This window comes from Streptomyces albus subsp. albus (assembly GCF_000725885.1).
GTDB classification, from domain to species: Bacteria; Actinomycetota; Actinomycetes; order Streptomycetales; family Streptomycetaceae; genus Streptomyces; species Streptomyces albus.
Window position 1 is genome coordinate 325,235 of record NZ_JODR01000008.1, and the last position, 23,985, is coordinate 349,219.

Here is a 23,985-nt window from a genome sequence, read left to right on the forward strand (position 1 = left end):
GGCGGGCCGCCCGGGAACCGGGAGGAGCGAAGTTCCGGGGCGGCCGGCGCGACCGGGTTTCCGTGGGTCCCGGGGGGTGTGGGACACACGGTCATCCGATCCCTGAGCAGTGTGCGCGAGAGCACGACCGGGCCTGTCCTGGGGAAAGACGGGCTCGGGCCGGGACGCTGGAGGTGGCCCTTCCCGCCTCCCGGCAACTGCGGAAACCGTACGGCAGCGAAGCGCGGCCGGACAGCCGGATCACGCACCGGACATCGGCCTCGCACACATTCTTCACCGGTACCGCTCCCCGCGCCCTTCGCCGTCCGGGCGGATCGCCCACGCGACGGGACGGACCACCCGCCGTCCCGGACGCACCACGTTACCGGCCCCCGGAACGGGTCAGGGGGCGCACATGCCGCTGTGCGCCCCCTGACAGGAAGACAGTGCTTCGGCTCTCACAGCTGGGAGAGCGCGTCCTCCAGCACGTCCAGGGCCTCGTTGAGCAGGTCCTCGCCGATCACCAGGGGCGGCAGGAACCGCACCACGTTGCCGTAGGTGCCGGTCGTCAGGATGAGCACACCCTGCTGGTGGCATGCCTTGGCCAACGCGGCGGTGGCCTCCGGGTTCGGCTCCTTGCCGCCCGGCTGCACCAGCTCGATCGCCAGCATGGCGCCGCGTCCGCGGACCTCGCCGATGACCCCGAACCGCTCCGCCATCTTCTCCAGACGCGGCTTCATGATCTCCTCGATCCGCCGGGCCTTGGCCGGCAGATCCAGTTCCCGCATCGTCTCGATGGAGCCCAGCGCGGCGGCGCAGGCCACCGGGTTGCCGCCGTAGGTGCCGCCGAGCCCGCCGCTGTGCGCGGCGTCCATGATCTCCGCACGGCCCGTGACGGCCGCCAGCGGCAGACCGCCCGCGATGCCCTTCGCGGTCGTGATGAGATCCGGCACCAGGCCCTCGTCCTCACAGGCGAACCATTGGCCCGTACGGCAGAAGCCGGACTGGATCTCGTCCGCGACGAACACGATGCCGTTGTCCCGCGCGAACTGCTGCATCTTCGGCAGGAAGCCCTTGGCCGGAACGATGAAACCGCCCTCGCCCAGCACCGGCTCGATGATGATCGCCGCGACGTTGTCGGCGCCGATCTGCTTGGTGATCTGCTCGATCGCCTGCGCCGCCGCCTCCTCGGCGCAGTTCTCCGGGCCGGTCAGCCAGCGGAAGGGGTAGGCGACCGGCACGCGGTACACCTCGGGGGCGAACGGGCCGAAGCTGTGCTTGTACGGCATGTTCTTGGCGGTCAGCGCCATCGTCAGGTTGGTGCGGCCGTGGTAGCCGTGGTCGAAGACCACGACGGCCTGCCGGCCCGTGTACGCGCGTGCGACCTTGACGGCGTTCTCCACCGCCTCCGCACCCGAGTTGAACAGTGCGCTCTTCTTGGCGTGGTCACCGGGCGTGAGCTTCGCCAGCTCCTCGCAGACCTGCACGTACGGCTCGTACGGCGTCACCATCGCACAGGTGTGCGTGAAGGCGTTGAGCTGTTCCGTCGCCCGGCGGACCACGGCCTCCGCGCTGTTGCCCACGGACGTCACCGCGATACCGGAGCCGAGGTCGATGAACGAGTTGCCGTCCACGTCCTCCAGGACACCGCCGCCGGCCCGGCGCGCGAAGACCGGCAGCACCGTCCCGATACCGCCGGCGACCGCGGCCTGCTTGCGGGCCATCAGCTCCTGCGACTTCGGCCCGGGGACAGCGGTGACGACACGCCGCTCCTGGGGGAGGGACGGCCCTCCGGACAGTTCAGTCATTGCGGTCATAGCGCACTCCTCGGGAGGAACGGGGGTCTGGTACTCGCAGGCTAGGGGCACGCGCAGAGCCGACACATGCTCCGCTCCGGAGAAGTGCGAACCCGGGGTTGGCCGCAGCGGACATAGGGGGTGTGGGGTGCGCTGGGCTGTCCGCCCGGTCCGCCGGTCTGCCGGTCCCTCGGTCCGCCGGTCCGCCGGGCGAGCCGTACTGGCGGGTGGGCGGGCCGGCGGGGCCGGTGCCTCGTCCGCCGGTGGGGCGGGCGCCTCGTCCGTCGCCGCTTCCGGGTCGGCTGTCCTCCGGCTTCCCGACCGGCTGCCGTCCTGTTCCGGAGCGGCTGTCCTCCCGCGGGGGGGGCACTGCCGTCCTGTTCCGGGACCGGCTGTCCCGACGCCCGGTTTCTGGTGGTTCAACTGACGTGGTCAGCCGCTAGATTGGGGGCAGGAGGGCGCCGGGCACGGCACCGGCGCGTCGGGGCACCGAGGAACTGAGGCAGCACATGGACATGGGGCTTCCCCACCGGAAGCAGGGCACGGACACCCCGGACGGCGCAGCCCGGCCGTGGGCGGACGTACCGCACTCCCGCCCCCCGGTGCCTCCCGTCCCGCCGCCCCCGGCTTCGCCGCCGGGCGGGGCCGAGAACACGACGGGGCTCGGCGTCGAGGCCGTACCCCCGCCCATGCCCGCCGCCGCGCCCCGGTCGGCGCCCCCGCTCGCCGACTGGCTCCGGCTGCCCCGCCCCGAGGCCCAGCCGGGCGTCTGGCGCTGCGGCTACCAGCCCCGCCCCCCGGAAGACCCCGAACGCACCCCGGCCCGCCAATTGGTGAGCGGTGCGATCGTCTCCTTCCTGATGGGGTGGCTGTTGTGGTCGTTGTTGTGGAACGGGTACTTGGGGAGCTACTGGAAATGGCCCCTCCTCGCTCTCACTCCTGATTCGTGGCGGAAGGAAGGCGGCAACCACGGCCTGTTCCTCTTTGCCTCCTGGCTCTACACCGCGGTCCTGTTCCTCGGCCTCGCCGTCTTCTTCGGCCGGATCGGGCGGTGGGACGAGCTGGTGCGCCGGATCATGGCGCGGCTGCGGGGGGATGCGAACCGCCGGACGGGAGGGATCGTGCCCGACGGTGCGGTCCCCCAGGAGACGGCGCCCGCCGCGATGCTTCCGCCCCACAAGGACCCCGTCGAGTGGCCCGAGTTGCGGACCGGTGGGGCCGGGGAGGCGGCGGACCGGCTGGCGGCGGAGCTGCGGGCGGGGCGGATGACCGACGTCGATCACGCCCGCATCGAGCGGGCGTGGCAGGCGGTGCGGGCGCGTCCGCAGCGACTGGCGGCGTTCGTGGAGAACGTGCGCGCGCAGGGCGCGGGCGCGTGCGGGCATCCGTCCGGGGCCCGGGACCTGCCGGTGCGGGCGGCCCGGCACGATCTCTCGCTGCGCCAGGTCCGGATCGGCCGGGCGGTCGACTCAGAGCGCAATCCGCACGAGTACCGGGGTGCGGGCATCGCGCTGGAGCCGTCGTTGCTGGGCACTTCGGCGCTGGCGGTGGGGCCGCCGGGTACGGGCAAGACGACGAAGCTGGCGCGGCCGGTGGTGGAGTCGCTCTGTCTCCAGGCGCTGGCCGGCCAGGCGGCGGTGATCGCGGTGAGCCCGGCGGGCGGGCACTTCGTCCAGGACGCGTCGTTCGACCTGGTGATCCGGCTGGGGCACCCCGACTCCACCCACGATCTCGACCTCTACGGCGGGACGACGGATCCGGACGAGGCGGCCGGGATGCTGGCGGAGGCCCTGGTCGGGGACCTGGTCACGGCGTTGCCCGGCGGGGACAGCCGGCGGGCGGCCACGGCGCTGGCCCAGCTGATCGGCCCGTTCGCGGCGGTGCACGGGCGCTTTCCCGCGGTGCCGGAGCTGCGTGAGCTGCTGGACGGCGCTCCGGGTGCGCTGGACGCCCTGCGCAAGGCGCTGAGCGATACGGGGCAGGGCGCGCAACTGCGTGAGCTGGACGCGTTCGAGCGGCAGTCGGGCCGGGCGGGGGACACGGCAGCGCTGCTGGCGGACCGTATCGCGTTGCTGGACCGGCCGGCGTTCGCGGACTTCTTCCTTCCGGAGGGCAGCCCGCGGGCGCGGGGGCGGCGCCCGTTCTCGCTGCGCGCGCTGGAACATCCGCTGCGGGTCCGTATCGATCTGCCGGAGCGCGGGCACGCGGAGGCGTCCCGGATCCTGGCGAGGCTGGTGCTGGCGCAGTTCACCGAGTGCGCGGTCGCACGGGGCGACCAGTCGCTGTTCGCCTGTCTGGTGCTGGACGACGCGGCGCAGACGGTCACCCCGCAGGCGCTGCGCGGGTTGCAGCGGCTGCGGTCGGCGCACGCGGGGGTGCTGTTGACGTTGCGCGCGCTGGACGACGTGCCCGAGCCGCTGCGGGGCCCCCTGCTGGGTGCGGTCGGCTGCCGCATGGTGTGTGCGGGGGTGACGCCGTGGGACGCGGAGCGGTTCGCCGAGGTGTGGGGCACCGAGTGGGTGCAGACACGGACGGTCACCAACCGTCAGCTCGTGTCGGACGAGCCGGTCACGCGGATGCTGCACGCCGTCCGCCGGTTGGCGACGGGAAAGCATGTGACGGCCGAGTCCGTCACGGTGCGCAGCGAGCAGCGTGAGCGCTGGTCGGCGTCGGACCTGGCCAACGAGCTGCAGCCCGAGCACGCCGTGTTGTCGTTCACCACGGTGCGTGGCGAGCGCACCCCGCCGATCCTCACGAAACTGGGGGAGTGAGGCGGAGCACGCCCGAACGGGTGAATGACCGGACGACGTCCGACGCCTGTACCGTGAAATGCGTTATGCCACCCACTCTTGCCACGCTCGTCCAGAACTCCGCGCTGCGTCTGTCCGTGCTCGCGGGGCATGACCGGCTGGACGCTTCCGTGCGGTGGGCGCACGCCAGTGAGCTGGCCGATCCGACGCCGTACATGGACGGCGGGGAACTCATACTGTTCACAGGGCTGAAGCTGGACGCGGCCGACCCCGAGGTGATGCGCGCCTACGTGGGCAAGCTCGTCGGCAAGGGCGTGGTGGGACTCGGTTTCGCGGCGGGGGTCAACTACGAGGGCGTGCCGCAGGCGCTGATCGACGCCTGCGCCGCCGCGGATCTGCCGCTGCTGGAGGTGCCGAGGCGCACTCCGTTCATCGCGATCAGCAAGGCGGTCTCGGCGGACATCGCGGCGGAGCAGTACCGGGCGGTCACCGCGGGGTTCGACGCGCAGCGGGAGATGACGCGCGCGGCGCTCTCCCGGGAGGGGCCCTCCGCGCTGCTGGCGCGGCTGGCGTCGCAGGTGGACGGCTGGGCGGCGCTGTACGACGCCTCCGGCACCGTCGTGGCGACGGCTCCGGCGTGGGCGGTCCGCCGTGCGGCGCGGTTCGTGGGCGACGCGGAGCGGCTGCGGGACCGGCCGGCGCCGGCCAGTGCGGTGGTCAGCGAGGCGGACAGCGGCGACGACCGGGTGGAGTTGCAGTCGATCGGGACGGGCCGGCGCGCCAAGGCGGTGCTGGCCGTGGGAACGGCGGCGCCGCTGGGCACGGCCGAGCGGTACGCGGTGAACTCGGCGATCGCCCTGCTGACCCTGACGACCGAGCGTTCGCGGGCCCTGCAGGAGGCCGAGCAGCGGCTGGGCGCGGCCGTCATGAAGATGCTGCTGGTCGGTGAGGGCGACCATGCGCGGGCGGTGGCGGGGCAGCTGTACGGCGGGCTGCTGGACGCCCCGATGCGGGTGATCGTCGCCGAGCCGGCTTCCGCCGCTGCCGCGCGGTACGCGCACGAGAGCATCACGGCACAGTCGGGGGCGGCGCGTGCGGGCTTCCCGGCGCAGCCCGGCACTCCCGCGGTGCCGGCGCGTTTCGCGTCGTCCGGCCCGACCGGCTATCTGGCCAGGGCGGGGGAGCCGTGCGGGCTGACCGATCTGGCCGTCTCCCCGGGCGGCCGGTCCGCCACGGCGGCCACGTCCGCTTCAGGAAGGGCCCAGGCGGGGAAGGCGCAGGGCGGCAAATCGCAGAGCGGCAAGGCGTCGGCGGGGAAGCCTGTGGCCGGCAGGCCGTCCGGGGCGAAACCGGCTGCGGGCAAGGCATCGGCGGCGCGGCTGTCCGCGACGGCGCACGTCTCCTCCACCACCGGATCCACCACCGGGTCCGCCGCCGGTCCGCGTCCCACCACCGGACCCGCCACCGGACAGGGCCCCGCCACCGGCCACGGGCTGACCACCGGTCACGGCTCCGCAACGGGCCAGGAACCCGCCACCGGTCACGGGCTGCCCGCCGGCCCCGGTCCCACCACCGGACCCGCCACCGGTCCGCGTCCCACCACCGGCCAGGGCCCGGTGCCGGGCTCTTCCACGTCGTCCGGTGCCGTGGCCGAGGGGCCGCGGCCGGCCGTGCCGAAGCCCTCCACGGCCGTCTCCCTCCCTGCCCCCGCTCCGGCTTCGGCCGCGTCCGGCGTGGTGGTCGGCCCGCAGCAGGACGCGGGGGACGGCGGGCGGCTGGACCGGATCGTGTGGCCGCTGGAGGAGCTGGCGGACGCGGTGGAGACGGCGGCGGCCCGCAGTGGTGAGGCGGTGCTGGTGGTGCCCGACGGGGCGCGGCTCGTGGTGCTGGCCTCGGACGGCGGTGCGGCGGTCGCGGCGTGCGCGGAGTTCGCGGCGACGGCGCCGGCCGCGCAGCCGGGGCGGCGCCCGGAGGGCGGTGCCGAGGAGGGGCTGGCCATCGGTGTGTCCGCGCCGGCCGGGCTCCCGGCGGCTGCGGTCGCCTTCAAGCAGGCCGATCAGGCGTTGTCCGTCGCCCGGCGGCGCGGGGTGCCGCTGGTGGAGCACGAGGACGTCGCCGCCGGTTCGGTGCTGCCCCTGCTGGCCGACGACGCGGTGCGCGCCTTCGCGGACGGTCTGCTGCGCTCGCTGCGCGAGCACGACGCCAACGGGCGGGGTGATCTGGTGGCCTCGCTGCGGGCCTGGCTCTCGCGGCACGGCCAGTGGGACGCGGCAGCCGCCGAACTCGGTGTGCACCGGCACACGTTGCGTTACCGGATGCGCCGGGTGGAGGAGATCCTCGGCCGGTCCCTGGACGACCCGGACGTCCGGATGGAGCTGTGGCTGGCCTTGAAGGCCACCAGCTGACGGCGTCCGCGGGAGGCGCGCCCGGGCACGCGGGACCGTGCCCGGACATCACGGGGCCGCGGTACAGGGGCACCACGGCCCCGCGAGCGGGCAGGTCGCGCTCTGCCGTACAGGGGCGCCACGGCCCGGCAAGCAAGCAGACTCTGGCCCTGCCGTAACAGCCGCACCACTGTGCCCGGTGCGGACACAACGCTGTCCGCCGCGCAGGCGTGTCGCGGTCCGCCGTACAGGGACATTCCGTAGCACGCCGGTCGGGGAGTGCTCCGTACCGCACAAGAAGCGGGCGGGGTGGCAGGCCCTACGGTGGAGGCGGAAACCGAGTCATTCTCCCCGCATCCGGAAGGCGATCCGCAGTGACGACAGCGACTTCCCCTCACGGCTTCTGGCTCGCCGGCCGCAAGGTCACCGGCGACGGCACGCTCGATGTCACCTCGCCCTGGGACGGCAGGCACGTCGGGAGCGTCAGCATTCCCACCGCCGCGCAGGTGGAGGAGGCCGTGGCCGCTGCCGCCGCGGTCGCCGACGAGTTCTCCGCCACCCCGGCCCACGTGCGGGCCGCCGCTCTCGATCACGTGACCCGGCGGCTGGAGGAGCGGGCCGACGAGATCGCCCGGCTGATCTCCGCGGAGAACGGCAAGCCGATGAAGTGGGCGCGCGGCGAGGTGGGCCGCTGCATCTCGGTGTTCCGCTGGGCGGCGGAAGAGGCCCGCCGGTTCAACGGGGGCGAGGCCCAGCGGCTCGACTCGGACGCGGGCGGCACGGGCCGGCTGGCGCTCACCCGCCGCTTCCCCTACGGCCCGGTGCTGGGCATCGCGCCGTTCAACTTCCCGCTCAACCTGTGTGCCCACAAGGTCGCCCCGGCCATCGCCGTCGGTACGCCGATCATCCTCAAGCCGGCGCCGGCCACGCCGCTGTCGGGGCTGCTGCTGGGCGAGCTGCTGGCGGAGACGGAGCTGCCCGCCGGCTCCTGGTCGGTGCTGCCGGTGCCGAACGACCAGATGCCGGGGCTGGTGCAGGACGAGCGCCTGCCGATCATCTCCTTCACCGGGTCGGCGCCGGTGGGCTTCTCGATCCTCGACTCCGCCCCGCGCAAGCGGGTCACGCTGGAGCTGGGCGGCAACGGCGCGGCTGTCGTGCTGGCCGACTACTCCTCGGACGAGGACCTGGAGTGGGCCGCGCAGCGTATCGCGACGTTCTCCAACTACCAGGCGGGTCAGTCCTGCATCTCGGTGCAGCGTGTCATCGCGGACGCCGCCGTCTACGACCGGCTGGTGCCCAAGGTGGTGGCGGCCGTGGAGGCGCTCAAGACGGGTGACCCGTCCGACGAGGCCACGGATGTCGGCCCGCTGGTGAGCGAGGACGCGGCCCGCCGGGTCGAGTCGTGGGTGGAGGAGGCCGTCTCCCGCGGGGCGAAGGTCCTCACCGGCGGTACGCGGGAGGGCGCCAGCGTGGCGCCGACGGTGCTGGAGAACGTCCCGGCCGACACCCAGCTGGGCTGCGAGGAGGTGTTCGGCCCCGTCATGTCGTTCGTGAAGGTGAACGGCGAGAAGGAGGCGTTCGCCGCCGTCAACGACTCCAAGTACGGCCTCCAGGCGGGCGTGTTCACGCACGACGTGCAGGCGGCCTTCCGGGCGCACCGGGCGCTGGAGGTCGGCGGTGTCGTCGTCGGTGACGTGCCGTCCTACCGTGCCGACCAGATGCCGTACGGCGGTGTCAAGCAGTCGGGTGTGGGCCGCGAGGGCGTGCGGTTCGCCATGGAGGACTACACCTACGAGCGGGTCATGGTCCTCACGGGCCTCGACCTGTGATCCCTCACTGAGCCCTCGGCCGTCGCACCGGGGACCGCCTCTCCCGCTGCCGGGCACCTTCCGGGGTGCCCGGCAGCGGCGTCCCCGGCGGTCGCCCACCGGCTGTACCTATGAGTATGTACAGTACGTGCATGAGCGGTACGGACACGGCCCGGCGGCTGGTCGAGGCCACACAGGAACTGCTGTGGGAACGCGGCTACGTGGGCACGAGCCCCCGCGCCATCCAGCAGCGGGCAGGCGCCGGCCAGGGCAGCATGTACCACCACTTCGGGGGCAAACCCGATCTGGCGCGGGCGGCGGTGCGCCGGAGCGCGGCCCAGGTACGGGAGGCCGCTGATGCGGTTCTGGCCCGGGAGGGCAGCGCACGCGAGCGCGTACGCGCCTATCTGGAGCGGGAACGGGAGGTACTGCGCGGCTGCCGCGTCGGCGGGCTCGCCCAGGACCCCGACGTGGTCGCCGACCCGGAACTGCGCGCCCCCCTGGCCGAGACGTTCACCTGGCTGCGCGGCCGGCTGGCCGACGTGCTCGAAGAGGGCCGCGCCGGCGGGGAGTTCGGCCCCGGACTCGACACGGCCGGGACGGCCGCGGCGATCGTCGCCGTGGTCCAGGGCGGCTACGTGCTCGCCCGGTCCGCCGGTGAGCCCGGGCCCTTCCACGAGGCCGCGGACGGCCTGCTCGCCCTGCTGGACGCCCACGCGGCGCGCACCACCCCTGCGTCATGACGCGCGCCCCCGCACCGCGCGGCCGTCCCGCGACGGAGGCGCCCACCGTCCGCACCGTCCTGGGCGACATACCCGGTGACCGGCTGGGCGTCTGCGACAGCCACGATCATCTCTTCCTGCGTACTCCCCGGCTGCCCGGCGAGGAACTGGCGGACAGCGCGGCGGCCGAACGGCAGCTGCGGGAGTTCGCCGCGCACGGCGGTGGCGGCCTCGTGCAGTGGACGCCCTACGGGATGGGCCGCCACATGGGCGCCCTGGCGGAGCTCTCCCGGCGCACCGGCGTCCATGTCGTCGCCGCGACCGGACTGCACCAGGCGGTGCACTACGACCGGCAGCCGCCCGCCGATCTCGCGGAGCTCTTCGTGGAGGAGGTGAGCCACGGGGTGCGCGGCGCCGTCTGCGGCCAGGGGCCCCGCGCGGGGCTGATCAAGGTCGCGGGGGACTTCCACGGGATCGGCCCCCATGCGCGGCGGACCATGACGGCGGCGGCTGAGGCGCACCACGCGACGGGGGCGCCGGTCGCCGTCCATCTGGAGCTGGGGACGGGTGCCGTCGAGGTGCTCGACCTGTTGTGCGACCGGCTGGAGGTGCCGCCGTCCAGTGTGCTCCTCGGGCACCTGGGGCGCTGCCCGGATGTGCGGATGCAACGGGAGGCGGCGCGGTCGGGTGCCTGGCTGGTCTTCGACGGCCCCTCGCGCGCCCATCATGCGACGGACTGGCGACTGCTGGACAGCCTCGCGGAACTGGCGGAGCACGGGTACGCCGACCGGCTGCTGCTGGGCGGGGACACCGTCACGGCAACGGCACGGGACGAGACGGGGGTTCCCCATGTGACACGGGCGCTCCGCCCGCGGATCGTCCGTGAACTGGGTGCCGAGCCGGCGCGGCGGATCTTCGTGGACAACCCCGCACGGGCGTTCGCCGCCCACTGGAAGCACTGACCACGGCAGCGTGCACCCGACACCCGTGCACCCGACACCCGTGCACCCGACACCCGTGCACCCGACACCCGTGCACCCAGCACCCGTGCGCCCCAGCCCCGTATGTCCCCGCAACAGAACTCCCAACACCCATAGCGCCCCAGTGCTCCCGGCACCCATAGCGCCCCAGCGCTCACCCGCCGATCACCATGCGCCCGAGCGCCCACGACGCCACAGCGGCCGACCCGACAGGAGGAACACCACCGAATGTTCGCCTTCGCACAGATCAGCGACATACATCTGGGCCAGGACCGCGGTGACGGCGGTGCCCGCGCCCGTGAACGCACCGAGCGTGTGCTGGCCCGGCTGGCCGGGCTCCCCGGCGCCCTCGATGCCGTGCTGCTCACCGGAGACGTCGCCGACCACGGGACGGAGGCCGAATACCGGCTGGCCGCCGAGCTGTTCGACACGTACGGCATCCGCCCGCTGCTGTGCCCGGGCAACCACGATGTGCGCGGCCCCTACCGGCAGGTGCTGCTGGGCGGCGACCCGGCCGATCCCGCACCGGTCAACCAGGTGCACCGGCTGCCGGGGGCGACTTTCCTGATGTGCGACTCCAGCGTGCCCGGCAAGGGGCACGGTCGTCTCGACGACGGGACGCTGGCCTGGCTCGACGAGACGCTGGCACGGACGCCGGACGACGAGCCCGCCTTCGTCTGCTTCCACCATCCGCCCGTTCCGCTGCACGTCCAGTACGTGGACGAGATCCGGCAGTTCGGCGAGGACCGTCTGGCCGAGGTCGTGGGCCGGCACCGCCAGGTCGCGGGGCTGCTGTGCGGCCACAGCCACACTCCCGCGGTCACCACCTTCGCCGGGGTTCCGCTGGTGGCGGCGCCCGGAGTGGTCTCGACGCTCCGGATGCCCTGGGAGGAGCAGGAGGCGGGGCCGATGGACTACGAACTGCCTCCCATGCTCGCCTACCACGTCCACGAGAACGGCCGGCTGACGACTCATTTCCGCGTCGTTCCGTGAGGCAGGGTCTTCCACCCAACCTGCATGGGAACGCTCTTACGGGGCACTCGCGTGCGACGGCGCCGGCGTCCTGGCTGCCGGGAAGACCGTGGACGGGCTCGGAGCGCGGCACGGCGGGTCGCCCGGCAGGGAGGTGGGTGACCGATGTCCTTGCGCGACCAGTGGGAGCGTCGTCGCATCGGCAGCACGCTCGTCGTCGTGGTGGCGGCCACGGCCTTGCTGCTGATGATCCTCTTCGTAGTGCTGATGCCGGCCGGGTACGGCGCACCCCCGCGGGAGGGCGCGCCGTGACGGCTCGGACCGGCTGCAAGGGCGGTGGGCGGAACCGGCTGTGAGGCCGTACGGGCGCGAACAGTGCCACGCTCCCGGGCTGTTCCGGGCCACGGTCTCCCCCTGGCCGTGACCCGGCCCCCGTCCCCGGGAACGTGGCGCTCTCCTGGCAAGAGAAGGTACGCGGGCGCGGGCTGCCGGTCGTCACCGCAGAGCAGTAAGTGGAACCTGTCCTTCTGCGGTAGCCGGCCCGGAATCTCGTACCAGCGCGGTAGACGGAGCCCCGCGCGCACAGCGCGCCCGGTGGATGCCGGGCGCCTGCGGCCCTGGCTACGCTGCCACGATGCGGAGCACGACGGCCCGGACCCAGCTGCGGCGCGCGGCGGAACGCGTACCGGCGTGGGCGTACGACAGCGCCATCGCGCTCGCCATAACGGCCGTCAGCCTGCTCCTCGGTCACGACCGCACCCCGCAGGGCTGGTCGGGCCTGGACGGTCCGGGTGTGCTGCTGACCTGTGCGGTGAATCTGCCGCTGGTCGTGCGCCGCCGCAACCCGGTCGTCCTGTGCGTCGCCGTGCTCACCGTGTGGACGGTTTACGTCGCTCTCGACTACTGGCCGGTCGTCAACACTCTCGGGCCGCTGCTGGCCCTCTACACGGTTGCCGCGCAACGGCCCCTGCGCCAGGCAGTGCTGTGCGCGCTGCTGCTCGCCGGGGTGTGGAACTTCGCGGGGATGACGGGGCAGGAGAGCTCCTGGGCCACCGTGCTCGGCCAGAGCCTGCTGTACACCTCGGTCATCTGCGGTTTCGGGCACCTCGCCCGCAAGTCGGCGCAGCGCAACGTGGAGCTGGCCGACCTCACCCGGCAGCTGCGCCGGGAGAGGGCCGGGGCCGAGCGGCGCGCCGTCGCCGAGGAGCGGGTCCGCATCGCCCGCGAGCTGCACGACGTGGTGGCGCACCACATGTCCGTCATCTCCGTGCAGGCGGGGCTGGCCGGTTACGTCTTCGACTCGGACCCGCAGACCGCCCGCGGCGCGCTGGGCACCATATCCGACACCTCGACCGAGGCGCTGGCCGAACTGCGGCGGCTGCTGGCCGTGTTGCGCGTGGAGGGCGGCGACCGCCCGGGCGACGAGGAGGCCCGGCTGGTCCACCGTTCGGAGGACGAGGAGGAGTTCGGGCCCGCCCCCGGCCTGGACGAGCTGCCCGCGCTGGCCGAGCGGGTCCGCGGCGCGGGCGTGCCCGTCACGTGCACGGTGACCGGCGAGCCCCGCGACCTGCCGCCCGGCGCCGGACAGTGCGCCTACCGCGTCGTCCAGGAAGCGCTCACCAACGTGCTCAAGCACGCCTACCCGGCCCGGGCGGCGGTCACCGTCGCCTACGAACCCCGCAGGCTGACCGTGACGGTCAGCGACGACGGCGGCCGGGCCGGAACCCGGGCGGGCGGCAGGGGCGGCACGGAGGGCTCCGCCGCCGCTCGTCGCCACGTGCCCGCCCCGCCGCCCGAGGGCGGGCACGGCTTGATTGGGATGCGGGAGCGCGCCAGGATCTACGGTGGCCGGCTGGAGGCCGGCCCACGGGCGAGCGGCGGATTCGAGGTGCGGCTGATCCTCCCCGCCTGACAGCGGCACGAGGGGGACACGGTGACGACCAGGGTGCTCGTCGTCGACGACCAGGTACTCATCCGGGCGGGGGTGGCCGCGCTGCTGCGCGCGGCACCGGGCATGGAGGTCGTCGGGGAGGCGTCCGACGGTGACGAGGCCGTGCGGCTGGCCGCCGAACAGCGGCCCGACGTCATCCTCATGGACATCCGGATGCCCGGCACGAGCGGTATCACCGCCACCGAGCGCATCCTGGAGCAGAGCGCTGAGCCGCGCCCCAGGATCCTGGTGCTGACCACGTTCGACCTGGACGAGTACGTCTATGCCGCGCTGCGCGCCGGGGCGTGCGGTTTCCTCCTCAAGGACACCGGGCCGCAGCGGCTGCTGGCCGCCATCGCGGCGGTCGCCCAGGGCGACACGCTCTTCTCGCCGAGCGTCACCCGCCGGCTGATCGAGGCGTACGCGCCCCGGGCCGACGCCGGCAAGCCGCGACCGGAGACGCTGGACGTGCTCACCAGCCGCGAACTGGACGTGCTGCGGCTGGTCGCGGGCGGTCTGTCCAATCCGGAGATCGCCGAGACGCTGGTCATCAGCGAATCGACCGTCAAGACGCACCTCAACCGGACCATGGCCAAGCTCGACCTGGGCAGCCGCGCCCAGGCGGTCGTCCTGGCCTACGAGACGGGCCTGGTGACCCCGGGAAACGGCACACCGGGCGGCGTCCGGACGTGAGCCCTCCCGGTCGGCCGGGTACGGGCCCGGAGCCGCCGTATGCGCGCTCGTCGCGAGCGGTCTGATACGCCCCCGGGGGAAACGGGTACATACGTCCGAGTAGCACCGGCCGGTACGGATCCGCGTGGTACCGGCCGGCCGGACACCGTACGCCGGAACGTACGCCGATGGCGCGCACGGCCACCGGCGACGCCCTCCGCGCACCGCCTCCACACCGTTCCGAGGTGAGCGAGATGACCGTCTCCGAGCGTGAAGCCCGCGAAGTCGCCGAGGAAGCCCGGGAGAAGGACTGGCGCAAGCCGAGCTTCGCCAAAGAGCTGTTCCTGGGCCGCTTCCGCCTCGATCTGCTGCACCCCCACCCCGAACCCGCGCCGGAGGACGCCGCGCGGGGGGAGGAGTTCCTCGCCGCGCTCCGCCGCTTCGTGGAGACCCGCATCGACGGGCAGCGCATCGAGCGGGAGGCCCGCATCCCCGACGAGGTGATCACCGGGCTGAAGGAACTCGGGGCGCTCGGCATGAAGGTCGGCACCGAGTACGGCGGTCTGGGACTGACCCAGTTGTACTACAACAAGGCGCTCGCCCTGGTCAGCTCGGCCAGTCCGGCAGTGGGCGCGCTGCTGTCCGCGCACCAGTCGATCGGCGTGCCGCAGCCGGTGAAACTGTTCGGCACCCGGGAGCAGAAGGACGCCTTCCTGCCCCGCTGTGCCCGCAGTGACATCTCCGCGTTCCTGCTGACGGAACCCGACGTGGGCTCCGACCCGGCACGGCTGGCCACCACGGCCGTGCCCGACGGGGACACATATGTGCTGGACGGGGTCAAACTGTGGACGACCAACGGGGTGGTGGCCGATCTGCTCGTGGTCATGGCGCGGGTCCCCGAACCGGAGCCCGGCGATCCGCGGGCGGCCCAGGGGCACAAGGGCGGCATCACGGCGTTCGTCGTGGAGGGCGACTCCGAGGGCATCACCGTGGAGAACCGCAACGCCTTCATGGGGCTGCGCGGCATCGAGAACGGCGTCACCCGCCTCCACCGGGTCCGGGTACCGGCCGCCAACCGTATCGGCCCGGAGGGCGCGGGGCTCAGGATCGCGCTGACGACCCTCAACACCGGCCGGCTCTCCCTGCCCGCCACCTGCGCGGGCGCGGGCAAATGGTGTCTGAAGGTCGCCCGCGAGTGGTCGCGGGAGCGGGTCCAGTGGGGCAGGCCCGTCGCGGAGCACGAGGCGGTCGGCAGCAAGATCGCCTTCATCGCCGCGACGACGTTCGCGCTGGAGGCGGTGCTTGACTTGTCCTCCCAGATGGCCGACGAGGAGCGCAACGACATCCGCATCGAGGCGGCGCTGGCCAAGCTGTACGGCAGCGAGATGGCCTGGCGGATGGCCGACGAACTGGTGCAGATCCGCGGCGGCCGGGGCTTCGAGACGGCCGCGTCCCTGGCGGCCAGGGGCGAGCGCGGAGTCCCCGCCGAACAGCTGCTGCGCGACCTGCGGATCAACCGCATCTTCGAGGGCTCGACGGAGATCATGCACCTGCTGATCGCACGGGAGGCCGTGGACGCCCACCTGTCCGTCGCCGGCGACCTCATCGCCCCGGACACGTCACTCGCCGACAAGCGCAGGGCCGCGCTCGCCGCGGGCGGCTTCTACGCCACCTGGCTGCCCAAGCTGGTCGTCGGCCCCGGCCGGCTGCCGGGGGCCTTCGCCGAGTTCGGTGCCCTCGCCCCGCACCTGCGCTACGTCGAGCGGACGGCCCGCAAACTGGCCCGCTCCACCTTCTACGCCATGTCGCGCTGGCAGGGCCGCATGGAGACCAAACAGGGCTTCCTCGGCCGGATCGTGGACATCGGCGCCGAACTGTTCGCGATGAGTGCCGCCTGCGTGCGCGCCGAGAAGCTGCGCCGTGACGGCGGCGACGGGCAGGCCGCCCACCAGCTGGCGGACGCGTTCTGCCGCCAGTCGCGCATCCGCGTCGAGGAACTCTTCGGCCGTCTGTGGAGCAACACCGACGACCTCGACCGCAAGGTCGTCCGCGGCGTCCTGGACGGTGCCTACACCTGGCTGGAGGAAGGCGTCGTCGACCCCTCCACGGAAGGGCCCTGGATCGCGGAGGCCGCCCCCGGCCCCACGGCCCGCCGCAACGTCCACCGGCGCATCCCCTGAAGACCCGCCTGCCGGCGGGCCGCCGGCACCGCCGGAGCGGCGCCCCGGCCGCCGGCCGCCCCCTTCCCGCCCCCCTCGCGCGCCCCCGTGCACCCTCGCGGTGCGCCCCCTCGGCCGGTGCGCACCGGGCCCCGCAACCGGTGCGCTGTCCGGGCGCGTCCACGGAGCGGACACAATGGGGGCATGACCGACTCCCTCGCTGATCCGCATCTGCGCTATTCCGGCACCGTCACCCCCGGCAACGGCAGCGGAGCCGGCGCCGCGTCGGAAGCGGGAGCCCCGCGCGACATCGTGATCCTCGGCTCGACGGGTTCGATCGGCACCCAGGCCGTCGACGTGGTGCTCAAGAACCCCGACCGGTTCCGGGTCACCGCGCTGGCCGCCTCCGGCAGCCGGATCGGACTGCTGGCCGAGCAGGCGCACCGGCTCCGTGTCCGTACGGTGGCCGTGGCCCGCGAGGAGGCGGTGCCCGCACTGCGTGAGGCACTGCGCGGGGCCTACGGAGCGGGGGAGCCGCTGCCCGAGGTCCTGGCGGGCCCCGACGCCGCCACCGAGCTGGCCGCCTCCCCCTGCCACACCGTGCTCAACGGCATCACCGGCTCCATCGGCCTGGCCCCCACCCTGGCGGCGCTCAAGGCCGGCCGGGTGCTGGCGCTCGCCAACAAGGAGTCGCTCATCGTGGGCGGTCCGCTGGTGCGTGCCGTGGCCGAGCCGGGCCAGATCGTGCCGGTCGACTCCGAGCACTCGGCGCTCTTCCAGGCGCTGATGGGCGGCACCCGCGCCGAGGTGCGCAAGCTGCTGGTCACCGCCTCCGGCGGGCCGTTCCGGGGGCGGAGCAGGGCCGAGCTGGCCGGGGTCACCCCCGAGCAGGCGATGGCGCACCCCACCTGGGACATGGGCCCGGTCATCACGATCAACTCGGCCACCCTGGTGAACAAGGGCCTCGAAGTGATCGAGGCGCACCTGCTGTACGACATCCCCTTCGACCGCATCCAGGTCGTGGTGCACCCGCAGTCGGCCGTTCACTCGATGGTGGAGTTCACCGACGGTTCCACCCTCGCCCAGTGCGGCCCGCCGGACATGCGGCTGCCGATCGCGCTGGGCCTCGGCTGGCCCGAACGGGTGCCCGACTCCGGTCCCGTCTTCTCGTGGACCGAGGCCATGTCCTGGGACTTCTACCCGCTGGACGAGGAGGCGTTCCCCTCCGTGCCGCTGGCCTGCCATGTGGGTGCGCTGGGCGGTACGGCGCCGGCCGTCTTCAACGCGGCGAACGAGGAGTGCGTCGAGGCGTTTCTGGCCGGGAGGCTGCCGTTCACAGGCATCGTGGATACGGTTGCGGCTGTGGTCGAGGAGCACGGCAGCCCGGACGGAACCGGGCTGACCCTCTCCGATGTCCTCGCCGCAGAGACCTGGGCGCGCGCCCGCGCCCGTGAACTGGCGGCAGCACGATCCGCCACAGCACCAGCGGAGGCCCGCGCATGACGACGCTCATGACCATCCTCGGCATAGTCGTCTTCGTCGTCGGCCTGCTCTTCTCCATCGCCTGGCACGAGCTGGGGCACTTCACCACGGCGAAGATGTTCGGCGTCCGTGTGCCGCAGTTCATGGTGGGTTTCGGACCCACCATCTGGTCGAGGCGCAAGGGCGAGACCGAGTACGGCATCAAGGCGGTACCGCTCGGCGGCTACATCCGGATGATCGGCATGTTCCCGCCCGGCGACGACGGCGCCGTGCGCAAGCGTTCCACCTCGCCGTTCCGCGGCATGATCGAGGACGCGCGCGCCGCGGCGTACGAGGAGCTCCAGCGCGGCGACGAGCACCGGATGCTGTACACGCGCAAACCGTGGAAGCGCGTCATCGTGATGTTCGCCGGGCCGTTCCAGAACCTGATCCTGGCCGTGGTGATCTTCCTTACGGTGCTGATGACCTTCGGCATCAACACCCAGACCACGACCGTCTCCACCGTCTCCGAGTGTGTGATCCCGGCCTCGGCGCAGACCGACAAGTGCCCCAAGGGCGCCAAGGACTCCCCGGCCGAGGCGGCCGGCCTGCGGCCGGGCGACAAGATCGTCTCCTTCGACGGGAAGGCCGTCGAGGACTGGGACACCCTCCAGCAGCACATCCGGGACACCACCGGGCCCGCCACCCTCACCGTGGAGCGCGACGGCACCCGCCGCACGCTGCACGCCGACCTGATCGAGAACAAGGTCGCCAAGACCGACGGGCACGGCGGCTACGTGCCGGACGAGTACGTGACCGCCGGTTTCCTGGGCTTCACCCCGGCCAGCGGCGTCGTGCAGCAGTCGTTTCCGCAGGCCGTCGACCGCATGGGCGACATGATGCGCAACGGCGTCCAGGCCCTCGTCGACCTGCCGGGCAAGATCCCCGACCTGTGGAACGCGGCCTTCGACGGCGCCGAGCGCAAGCAGGACTCGCCCATGGGGGTGGTCGGTGCGGCCCGGGTGGGCGGCGAGGTCTTCTCCCTCGACATCCCGCCGAGCCAGCGGGTGGCCACCATGCTCTTCCTGGTCGCCGGCTTCAACCTGAGCCTGTTCCTGTTCAACATGCTGCCGCTGCTGCCGCTGGACGGCGGGCACATCGCCGGGGCGCTGTGGGAGTCGCTGCGCAGGAATCTGGCCAAGGTCTTCCGGCGCCCCGACCCCGGCCCCTTCGACGTGGCGAAGCTCATGCCGGTCGCCTACGTGGTCGCCGGTGTGTTCCTCTGCTTCACCCTGCTGGTGCTGGTCGCGGACGTGGTCAACCCGGTCAGACTCACCGGTTAGCCGCCCCGCGCCCCGGACGGCACGCACCGACGCCCGCGCGTACTCCGCGCGGGCGTCGCCCCTCGTGGCGTTTTCCGGGCATCGATGTGCTGGGCGCGAGGCCGGTGCCGTAATCTCGAAGCTCTGGAGCCCGCGAACCCGGGACTTGAACGACACCGTTGGGGTTGCACGCTGATGACAGCGATTTCGCTCGGAATGCCGGAGGTTCCGGCCAAGCTCGCCGACCGGAGGGTCAGCCGGAAGATCCAGGTAGGCACGGTCGCGGTGGGCGGGGACGCGCCCGTCTCCGTCCAGTCCATGACCACGACCCGCACCTCGGACATCGGTGCGACGCTTCAGCAGATCGCCGAGCTGACGGCCTCCGGGTGCCAGATCGTCCGGGTGGCGTGCCCGACCCAGGACGACGCCGACGCGCTGGCCACGATCGCCCGCAAGTCGCAGATCCCCGTGATCGCCGACATCCACTTCCAGCCGAAGTACGTCTTCCAGGCGATCGACGCCGGGTGCGCGGCGGTCCGCGTCAACCCGGGCAACATCAAGCAGTTCGACGACAAGGTCAAGGAGATCGCCAACGCGGCCTCCGCGGCCGGGACCCCCATCCGCATCGGTGTCAACGCGGGCTCCCTCGACAAGCGGCTGCTGGCCAAGTACGGCAAGGCCACCCCCGAGGCGCTGGTCGAGTCAGCGCTGTGGGAGTGCTCCCTGTTCGAGGAGCACGGCTTCCAGGACATCAAGATCTCGGTCAAGCACAACGACCCGGTCGTCATGGTCAACGCCTACCGGCTGCTGGCCCAGCGCTGCGACTACCCGCTCCACCTGGGCGTCACCGAGGCCGGCCCCGCCTTCCAGGGCACCATCAAGTCGGCCGTCGCCTTCGGTGCCCTGCTCAGCGAGGGCATCGGCGACACGATCCGCGTCTCCCTCTCGGCGCCGCCTGCCGAGGAGGTCAAGGTCGGCATCCAGATCCTGGAGTCCCTGGGCCTGCGCCAGCGCGGTCTGGAGATCGTCTCCTGCCCCTCCTGCGGCCGGGCGCAGGTGGACGTCTACAAGCTGGCCGACGAGGTCACCGCCGGTCTGGAGGGCATGGAGGTGCCGCTGCGCGTGGCCGTCATGGGCTGCGTCGTCAACGGGCCCGGCGAGGCCCGCGAGGCCGACCTGGGTGTCGCCTCCGGCAACGGCAAGGGCCAGATCTTCGTCAAGGGCGAGGTCATCAAGACCGTCCCCGAGTCCAAGATCGTCGAGACCCTCATCGAAGAGGCCATGAAGATCGCCGAGCAGATGGAGAAGGACGGCGTCCCCTCGGGCGAGCCCGTGGTGACGACGGCCGGCTGAGCCCGTCTCCTCGTGGGGACGGTCCGCTGCGACGGCGGGTCTCTCGTGGGGGCCCTCTCCGTGTGGGGGCCGTCCGCCGCGACGGCGCGCCCGTCTCTCCCGGTGGGGCCGTCCGCCCCGGCGACGGCCCCGCGACGCCTCTGCCGGGCTCTTCCGTCCACCGCGCGGACCGCTCCGCGCGGTGGACTCCGCACGGACGACGGCCTCCCCGCCCGGAGCCCCGGCGCCAGGAGGCCGGGGGAGAGCGCCGGGAGGGCACGCCCTGCCGCCCCTTGAGCCGTGCGGGGCGCGTTATGTTCTGGCCCCAGGTACAGTGCCAACAGATCGTTCTGTACGCCTGCGGGCCGCACGGTGAGGCGCCGAGACTGTTGTTGAGCACCACCTCCACGAAGGTCGTCGAACCGGCCGAGCTGCCGGAAGCGCTCGCCCTTCTGCGCCGGGAACCGGTGAACAACGCCTTCGTCACGGCGCGGGTGCGCAGCGCGGGCCTCGACCCCTGGCGGCTCGGCGGCGAGATGTGGGGCTGGTACCGGGACGGTCGGCTGGAGTCGCTGTGCTACAGCGGCGCCAACCTCGTCCCGCTGTGCGCCGGCCCGGAGGCCGTCCGCGCGTTCGCGGACCGGGCCCGCCGCCAGGGCCGCCGCTGTTCGTCCGTCGTCGGCCCCGCCGGCCCCACCATGGCCCTGTGGGAGCTGCTGGAGCCGTACTGGGGCCCCGCCCGCGACGTGCGGGCCCACCAGCCGCTGATGGTCGCCGACCGGATGCCCGCCGATGTGACCCCCGACCCGCTGGTGCGCAGGGTTGCCAAGAGCGAGATGGAAGTGGTGCTGCCCGCCTGCGTGGCGATGTTCACCGAGGAGGTCGGCGTCTCCCCGCTGGCCGGTGACGGAGGGCTCATCTACCAGGCACGGGTCGCCGAACTCGTCGGCACCGGGCGCTCGTTCGCCCGTATCGAGGACGGCCGGGTGGTCTTCAAGGCGGAGATCGGCGCCGTCACCCCCGAGGCCTGCCAGATCCAGGGCGTCTGGGTCGCCCCCGACCGGCGGGGCGAGGGCCTCTCCGAGACGGGCATGGCCGCCGTCCTGGAGTACGCGCTGCGGGATTTCTCCCCGCTGGTGAGCCTGTACGTCAACGACTACAACGCCCCGGCGCGGGCGGCCTACCGCCGTGTCGGCTTCCGCGAGGTCGGCGCCTTCGCCAGCATCCTGTTCTGAGCGCGCTCCCCGGTGCCCGCCGTCCCCGTGCGGCACCGGGCGGGCACCCTGCGTCGCGGGGCCTCTTCGCGCGGGCACGGTCGAGCAAGTAGCCTCCCGGCCATGCCGCACACAGCCGGGGGACAGCTCCCGGATCCCCGGGAAGTGGTCACCGGGCCGCTCGACCTGTCGGCCCGCGTCGACGAAGCCCTCGCCGTCCAGGCCGTCGCCTTCGGCCTCACCGACGAGGAGATCGGCGTTCGCCGGCACATCGTGCTGCGCCACATGTCGACGCCCGGCGCCAGAGCGCTGGGCGCCACCACGGAGGGGGACCGGCTCGTCGGCTTCGTCTACGGCATGCCCAACGACCGCTCCCAGTGGTGGTCCACCGTGGTCGAGCCGTATCTGCGGCAGGAGGGCACCGAGGGCTGGCTGGACGACTCGTTCGTGATCACGGAACTCCACGTCCACCCCGCCTTCCAGCACCGGGGCATCGGCCGCGGCCTGATCACCCGCCTCACGGACGCCGCCGCCGAGCCCCGCTCCCTGCTGTCCGCGCTGGACACCGACAGCCCGGCCCGCGCCCTCTACCGCTCACTCGGCTACCGCGACCTGGCCCGTCGCGTGCAGTTCCCCTCGGCGCCGCAGCCCTACGCGGTGATGGGCGCGTGGCTGCCGCTGCGGCGATGACGGGCTCGCGTTTCCGTGCTGTCGGTCGGGGCGGATAGGCTCCGAGGCGACGGAGTTCCGTCGAATGTCGCGAGTACAGCCCCGAGCAGGAGTCCCCATGGCAGCCCGTGTCCAGCGTTTGTCCCGGTCGATGCTGAAGACGCTGCGTGACGACCCGGCCGACGCCGAGACGCTGAGCCACAAGCTGCTGGTGCGCGCCGGGTACGTCCGCCGTGCCGCAGCCGGTATCTGGACGTGGCTCCCGCTCGGCAAGCAGGTGCTGGAGAACGTCACCCGCGTCGTCCGCGAGGAGATGGACGCCATCGGCGCCCAGGAGGTGCTGCTCCCCGCCCTGCTGCCGAAGGAGCCCTACGAGGTCACCGGCCGGTACGAGGAGTACGGCGACCTGCTGTTCCGCCTCAAGGACCGCAAGGGCGGCGACTACGTGCTCGGCCCCACGCACGAGGAGATCTTCACCCAGGTCGTCAAGGACCAGTGCAGCTCCTACAAGGACCTGCCGGTCATCCTCTACCAGATCCAGACCAAGTACCGGGACGAGGCCCGTCCGCGCTCCGGCATCCTGCGCGGCCGTGAGTTCACCATGAAGGACTCCTACTCCTTCGACGTGTCCGACGAGAGCCTGGCCGCCTCCTACGCCGCACACCGGGCCGCCTACCAGCGCATCTTCGAGCGCCTCGGGCTGGACTACCGGATCGTGTCGGCCATCTCGGGCGCCATGGGCGGATCCGCGTCGGAGGAGTTCCTGGCCCCGGCGGCGGCCGGCGAGGACACCTACGTGCAGTGCCCCGAGTGCGGGTACGCGGCCAACACGGAGGCCGTCTCCGTCACCGTCGCGCCCTCGTCCGTGGAGGGGCACGACCCGGTCGAGGAGCTGGACACCCCCGACACCCCGACCATCGAGACGCTCGCCGAGCACCTGGGCGTCCCCGCCTCGGCCACCCTGAAGAACCTCCTGGTGAAGGTCGACGGCGAGATCACCGCCGTCGGCGTCCCCGGGGACCGCGAGGTGGACCTGGGCAAGCTCGCCGAGCACCTGGCGCCGGCCACGGTCGAGGTGGTCACCGCCGAGGACTTCACCGGCCGCGAGGACCTGGTGCGCGGCTACATCGGCCCGCAGGACGGCATGGCGGGCAAGGCCTTCCGCTACCTGGCCGACCCGCGGGTGGCCCCCGGCACCTCCTGGATCACCGGCGCCAACAAGGAGGGCAAGCACGCCCGCAACGTGGTGTGCGGCCGTGACTTCGAGGTGGACCAGTACCTGGACGTCGTCGTGGTCGAGCCCGGCGACCCCTGCCCGAACTGCGGCGCCGGCATCGAGCTGGACCGCGCCATCGAGATCGGCCACATCTTCCAGCTGGGCCGCAAGTACGCCGACGCCTTCGAGCTGGACGTGCTCGGCCAGGACGGCAAGCCGGCCCGCGTCACCATGGGCTCCTACGGCATCGGCGTCTCGCGCGCGGTGGCGGCCCTTGCCGAGCAGACCGCCGACGAGCACGGTCTGTGCTGGCCCCGGGAGATCGCCCCGGCCGACGTCCACGTGGTCGCCGCCGGCAAGGCCCAGCAGACGGAGGCGGCGCTCGAGATCGCGGAGCAGCTCGGCGAGGCGGGCGTCCGGGTCCTGGTCGACGACCGTGCCGGCGTCTCCCCGGGTGTGAAGTTCACCGACGCCGAGCTGATCGGCGTGCCGACCATCCTGATCGCCGGGCGCGGCATCAAGGACGGCCGTGTGGAGCTGAAGGACCGCCGCAGCGGCGAGCGGGAGGAGCTGCCGATCGAGGAGGCCGTCGCCCGCCTCACCCAGGCCTGAGGTCCGG

17 protein-coding genes are annotated in these 23,985 nt (G+C 72.9%); 16 read left to right on the top strand and 1 reads right to left on the bottom strand.

Annotated elements, in window-relative coordinates; all coding sequences use genetic code 11:
- Positions 1 to 437: 437 nt before the first annotated feature.
- The gene (gene gabT, locus IO40_RS0110875) at positions 438 to 1,796 is read right to left on the bottom strand and encodes a 4-aminobutyrate--2-oxoglutarate transaminase (RefSeq protein ID WP_016470147.1); all 1,359 of its coding nucleotides are present in this window, start codon (positions 1,794 to 1,796) and stop codon (positions 438 to 440) included.
- A 488-nt stretch (positions 1,797 to 2,284) separates the two neighbouring features.
- Between gabT and IO40_RS0110880 the strand changes: the two genes are divergently transcribed.
- From IO40_RS0110880 to IO40_RS0110955, 16 genes are all read left to right on the top strand, one after another.
- Positions 2,285 to 4,546, top strand: coding sequence for a type IV secretory system conjugative DNA transfer family protein (locus tag IO40_RS0110880; RefSeq protein ID WP_033228718.1), 2,262 nt, complete (start codon positions 2,285 to 2,287; stop codon positions 4,544 to 4,546).
- 65 nt (positions 4,547 to 4,611) lie between these two features.
- A complete protein-coding gene (locus IO40_RS36865) occupies positions 4,612 to 6,930 on the top strand; it encodes a PucR family transcriptional regulator ligand-binding domain-containing protein (protein ID WP_037653584.1) in 2,319 nt (772 codons plus the stop codon).
- A 353-nt stretch (positions 6,931 to 7,283) separates the two neighbouring features.
- Positions 7,284 to 8,738, top strand: coding sequence for an aldehyde dehydrogenase family protein (locus IO40_RS0110890; RefSeq protein WP_016470150.1), 1,455 nt, complete (start codon positions 7,284 to 7,286; stop codon positions 8,736 to 8,738).
- 131 nt (positions 8,739 to 8,869) lie between these two features.
- Positions 8,870 to 9,460 (top strand): TetR/AcrR family transcriptional regulator, encoded by a 591-nt coding sequence (locus tag IO40_RS0110895; RefSeq protein ID WP_033228722.1) that lies wholly within the window; start codon positions 8,870 to 8,872, stop codon positions 9,458 to 9,460.
- The gene (locus IO40_RS0110900; protein ID WP_016470152.1) at positions 9,457 to 10,401 is read left to right on the top strand and encodes a phosphotriesterase family protein; all 945 of its coding nucleotides are present in this window, start codon (positions 9,457 to 9,459) and stop codon (positions 10,399 to 10,401) included. Before IO40_RS0110895 ends, IO40_RS0110900 begins: the two co-directional genes overlap by 4 nt.
- A 246-nt stretch (positions 10,402 to 10,647) precedes the next feature.
- Positions 10,648 to 11,412, top strand: coding sequence for a phosphodiesterase (locus tag IO40_RS0110905; RefSeq protein WP_031175331.1), 765 nt, complete (start codon positions 10,648 to 10,650; stop codon positions 11,410 to 11,412).
- A gap of 144 nt (positions 11,413 to 11,556) precedes the next feature.
- Positions 11,557 to 11,703, top strand: a complete 147-nt coding sequence (locus tag IO40_RS37570) for a hypothetical protein (protein ID WP_016470154.1) — start codon at positions 11,557 to 11,559, stop codon at positions 11,701 to 11,703.
- Between the two features lie 322 nt (positions 11,704 to 12,025).
- Positions 12,026 to 13,303, top strand: a complete 1,278-nt coding sequence (locus tag IO40_RS0110915; protein WP_041968445.1) for a sensor histidine kinase — start codon at positions 12,026 to 12,028, stop codon at positions 13,301 to 13,303.
- Between the two features lie 21 nt (positions 13,304 to 13,324).
- Positions 13,325 to 14,014, top strand: coding sequence for a response regulator (locus IO40_RS0110920; RefSeq protein ID WP_016470156.1), 690 nt, complete (start codon positions 13,325 to 13,327; stop codon positions 14,012 to 14,014).
- Positions 14,015 to 14,247: 233 nt separating this feature from the next.
- Positions 14,248 to 16,173 (top strand): acyl-CoA dehydrogenase family protein, encoded by a 1,926-nt coding sequence (locus IO40_RS0110925; RefSeq protein WP_031175332.1) that lies wholly within the window; start codon positions 14,248 to 14,250, stop codon positions 16,171 to 16,173.
- Positions 16,174 to 16,356: 183 nt separating this feature from the next.
- Positions 16,357 to 17,655 carry a 1-deoxy-D-xylulose-5-phosphate reductoisomerase gene (dxr, locus tag IO40_RS0110930; protein ID WP_031175333.1) on the top strand — a complete coding sequence of 433 codons (1,299 nt, stop codon included), beginning with the start codon at positions 16,357 to 16,359 and terminating at the stop codon, positions 17,653 to 17,655.
- Positions 17,652 to 18,956, top strand: a complete 1,305-nt coding sequence (locus IO40_RS0110935) for a M50 family metallopeptidase (protein ID WP_016470159.1) — start codon at positions 17,652 to 17,654, stop codon at positions 18,954 to 18,956. The genes dxr and IO40_RS0110935 overlap by 4 nt, the downstream gene beginning before the upstream one ends.
- A gap of 174 nt (positions 18,957 to 19,130) precedes the next feature.
- Positions 19,131 to 20,288, top strand: coding sequence for a flavodoxin-dependent (E)-4-hydroxy-3-methylbut-2-enyl-diphosphate synthase (gene ispG, locus IO40_RS0110940; protein ID WP_016470160.1), 1,158 nt, complete (start codon positions 19,131 to 19,133; stop codon positions 20,286 to 20,288).
- A gap of 368 nt (positions 20,289 to 20,656) precedes the next feature.
- Positions 20,657 to 21,502, top strand: coding sequence for a GNAT family N-acetyltransferase (locus tag IO40_RS0110945; protein ID WP_031175334.1), 846 nt, complete (start codon positions 20,657 to 20,659; stop codon positions 21,500 to 21,502).
- 102 nt (positions 21,503 to 21,604) lie between these two features.
- On the top strand, positions 21,605 to 22,171 hold the full coding sequence (locus IO40_RS0110950) for a GNAT family N-acetyltransferase (protein WP_016470162.1): 567 nt from the start codon (positions 21,605 to 21,607) through the stop codon (positions 22,169 to 22,171).
- Between the two features lie 97 nt (positions 22,172 to 22,268).
- Positions 22,269 to 23,978 carry a proline--tRNA ligase gene (locus tag IO40_RS0110955; protein ID WP_016470163.1) on the top strand — a complete coding sequence of 570 codons (1,710 nt, stop codon included), beginning with the start codon at positions 22,269 to 22,271 and terminating at the stop codon, positions 23,976 to 23,978.
- Positions 23,979 to 23,985 lie beyond the last annotated feature (7 nt).

Coding starts and splice junctions, on each gene's coding strand:
- gabT (WP_016470147.1), bottom strand. CDS start 1,796: ATGACCGCAATGACTGAACTGTCCGGAGGGCCGTCCCTCCCCCAGGAG.
- IO40_RS0110880 (WP_033228718.1), top strand. CDS start 2,285: ATGGACATGGGGCTTCCCCACCGGAAGCAGGGCACGGACACCCCGGAC.
- IO40_RS36865 (WP_037653584.1), top strand. CDS start 4,612: ATGCCACCCACTCTTGCCACGCTCGTCCAGAACTCCGCGCTGCGTCTG.
- IO40_RS0110895 (WP_033228722.1), top strand. CDS start 8,870: ATGAGCGGTACGGACACGGCCCGGCGGCTGGTCGAGGCCACACAGGAA.
- IO40_RS0110900 (WP_016470152.1), top strand. CDS start 9,457: ATGACGCGCGCCCCCGCACCGCGCGGCCGTCCCGCGACGGAGGCGCCC.
- IO40_RS0110905 (WP_031175331.1), top strand. CDS start 10,648: ATGTTCGCCTTCGCACAGATCAGCGACATACATCTGGGCCAGGACCGC.
- IO40_RS37570 (WP_016470154.1), top strand. CDS start 11,557: ATGTCCTTGCGCGACCAGTGGGAGCGTCGTCGCATCGGCAGCACGCTC.
- IO40_RS0110915 (WP_041968445.1), top strand. CDS start 12,026: ATGCGGAGCACGACGGCCCGGACCCAGCTGCGGCGCGCGGCGGAACGC.
- IO40_RS0110925 (WP_031175332.1), top strand. CDS start 14,248: ATGACCGTCTCCGAGCGTGAAGCCCGCGAAGTCGCCGAGGAAGCCCGG.
- dxr (WP_031175333.1), top strand. CDS start 16,357: ATGACCGACTCCCTCGCTGATCCGCATCTGCGCTATTCCGGCACCGTC.
- IO40_RS0110935 (WP_016470159.1), top strand. CDS start 17,652: ATGACGACGCTCATGACCATCCTCGGCATAGTCGTCTTCGTCGTCGGC.
- ispG (WP_016470160.1), top strand. CDS start 19,131: ATGACAGCGATTTCGCTCGGAATGCCGGAGGTTCCGGCCAAGCTCGCC.
- IO40_RS0110950 (WP_016470162.1), top strand. CDS start 21,605: ATGCCGCACACAGCCGGGGGACAGCTCCCGGATCCCCGGGAAGTGGTC.
- IO40_RS0110955 (WP_016470163.1), top strand. CDS start 22,269: ATGGCAGCCCGTGTCCAGCGTTTGTCCCGGTCGATGCTGAAGACGCTG.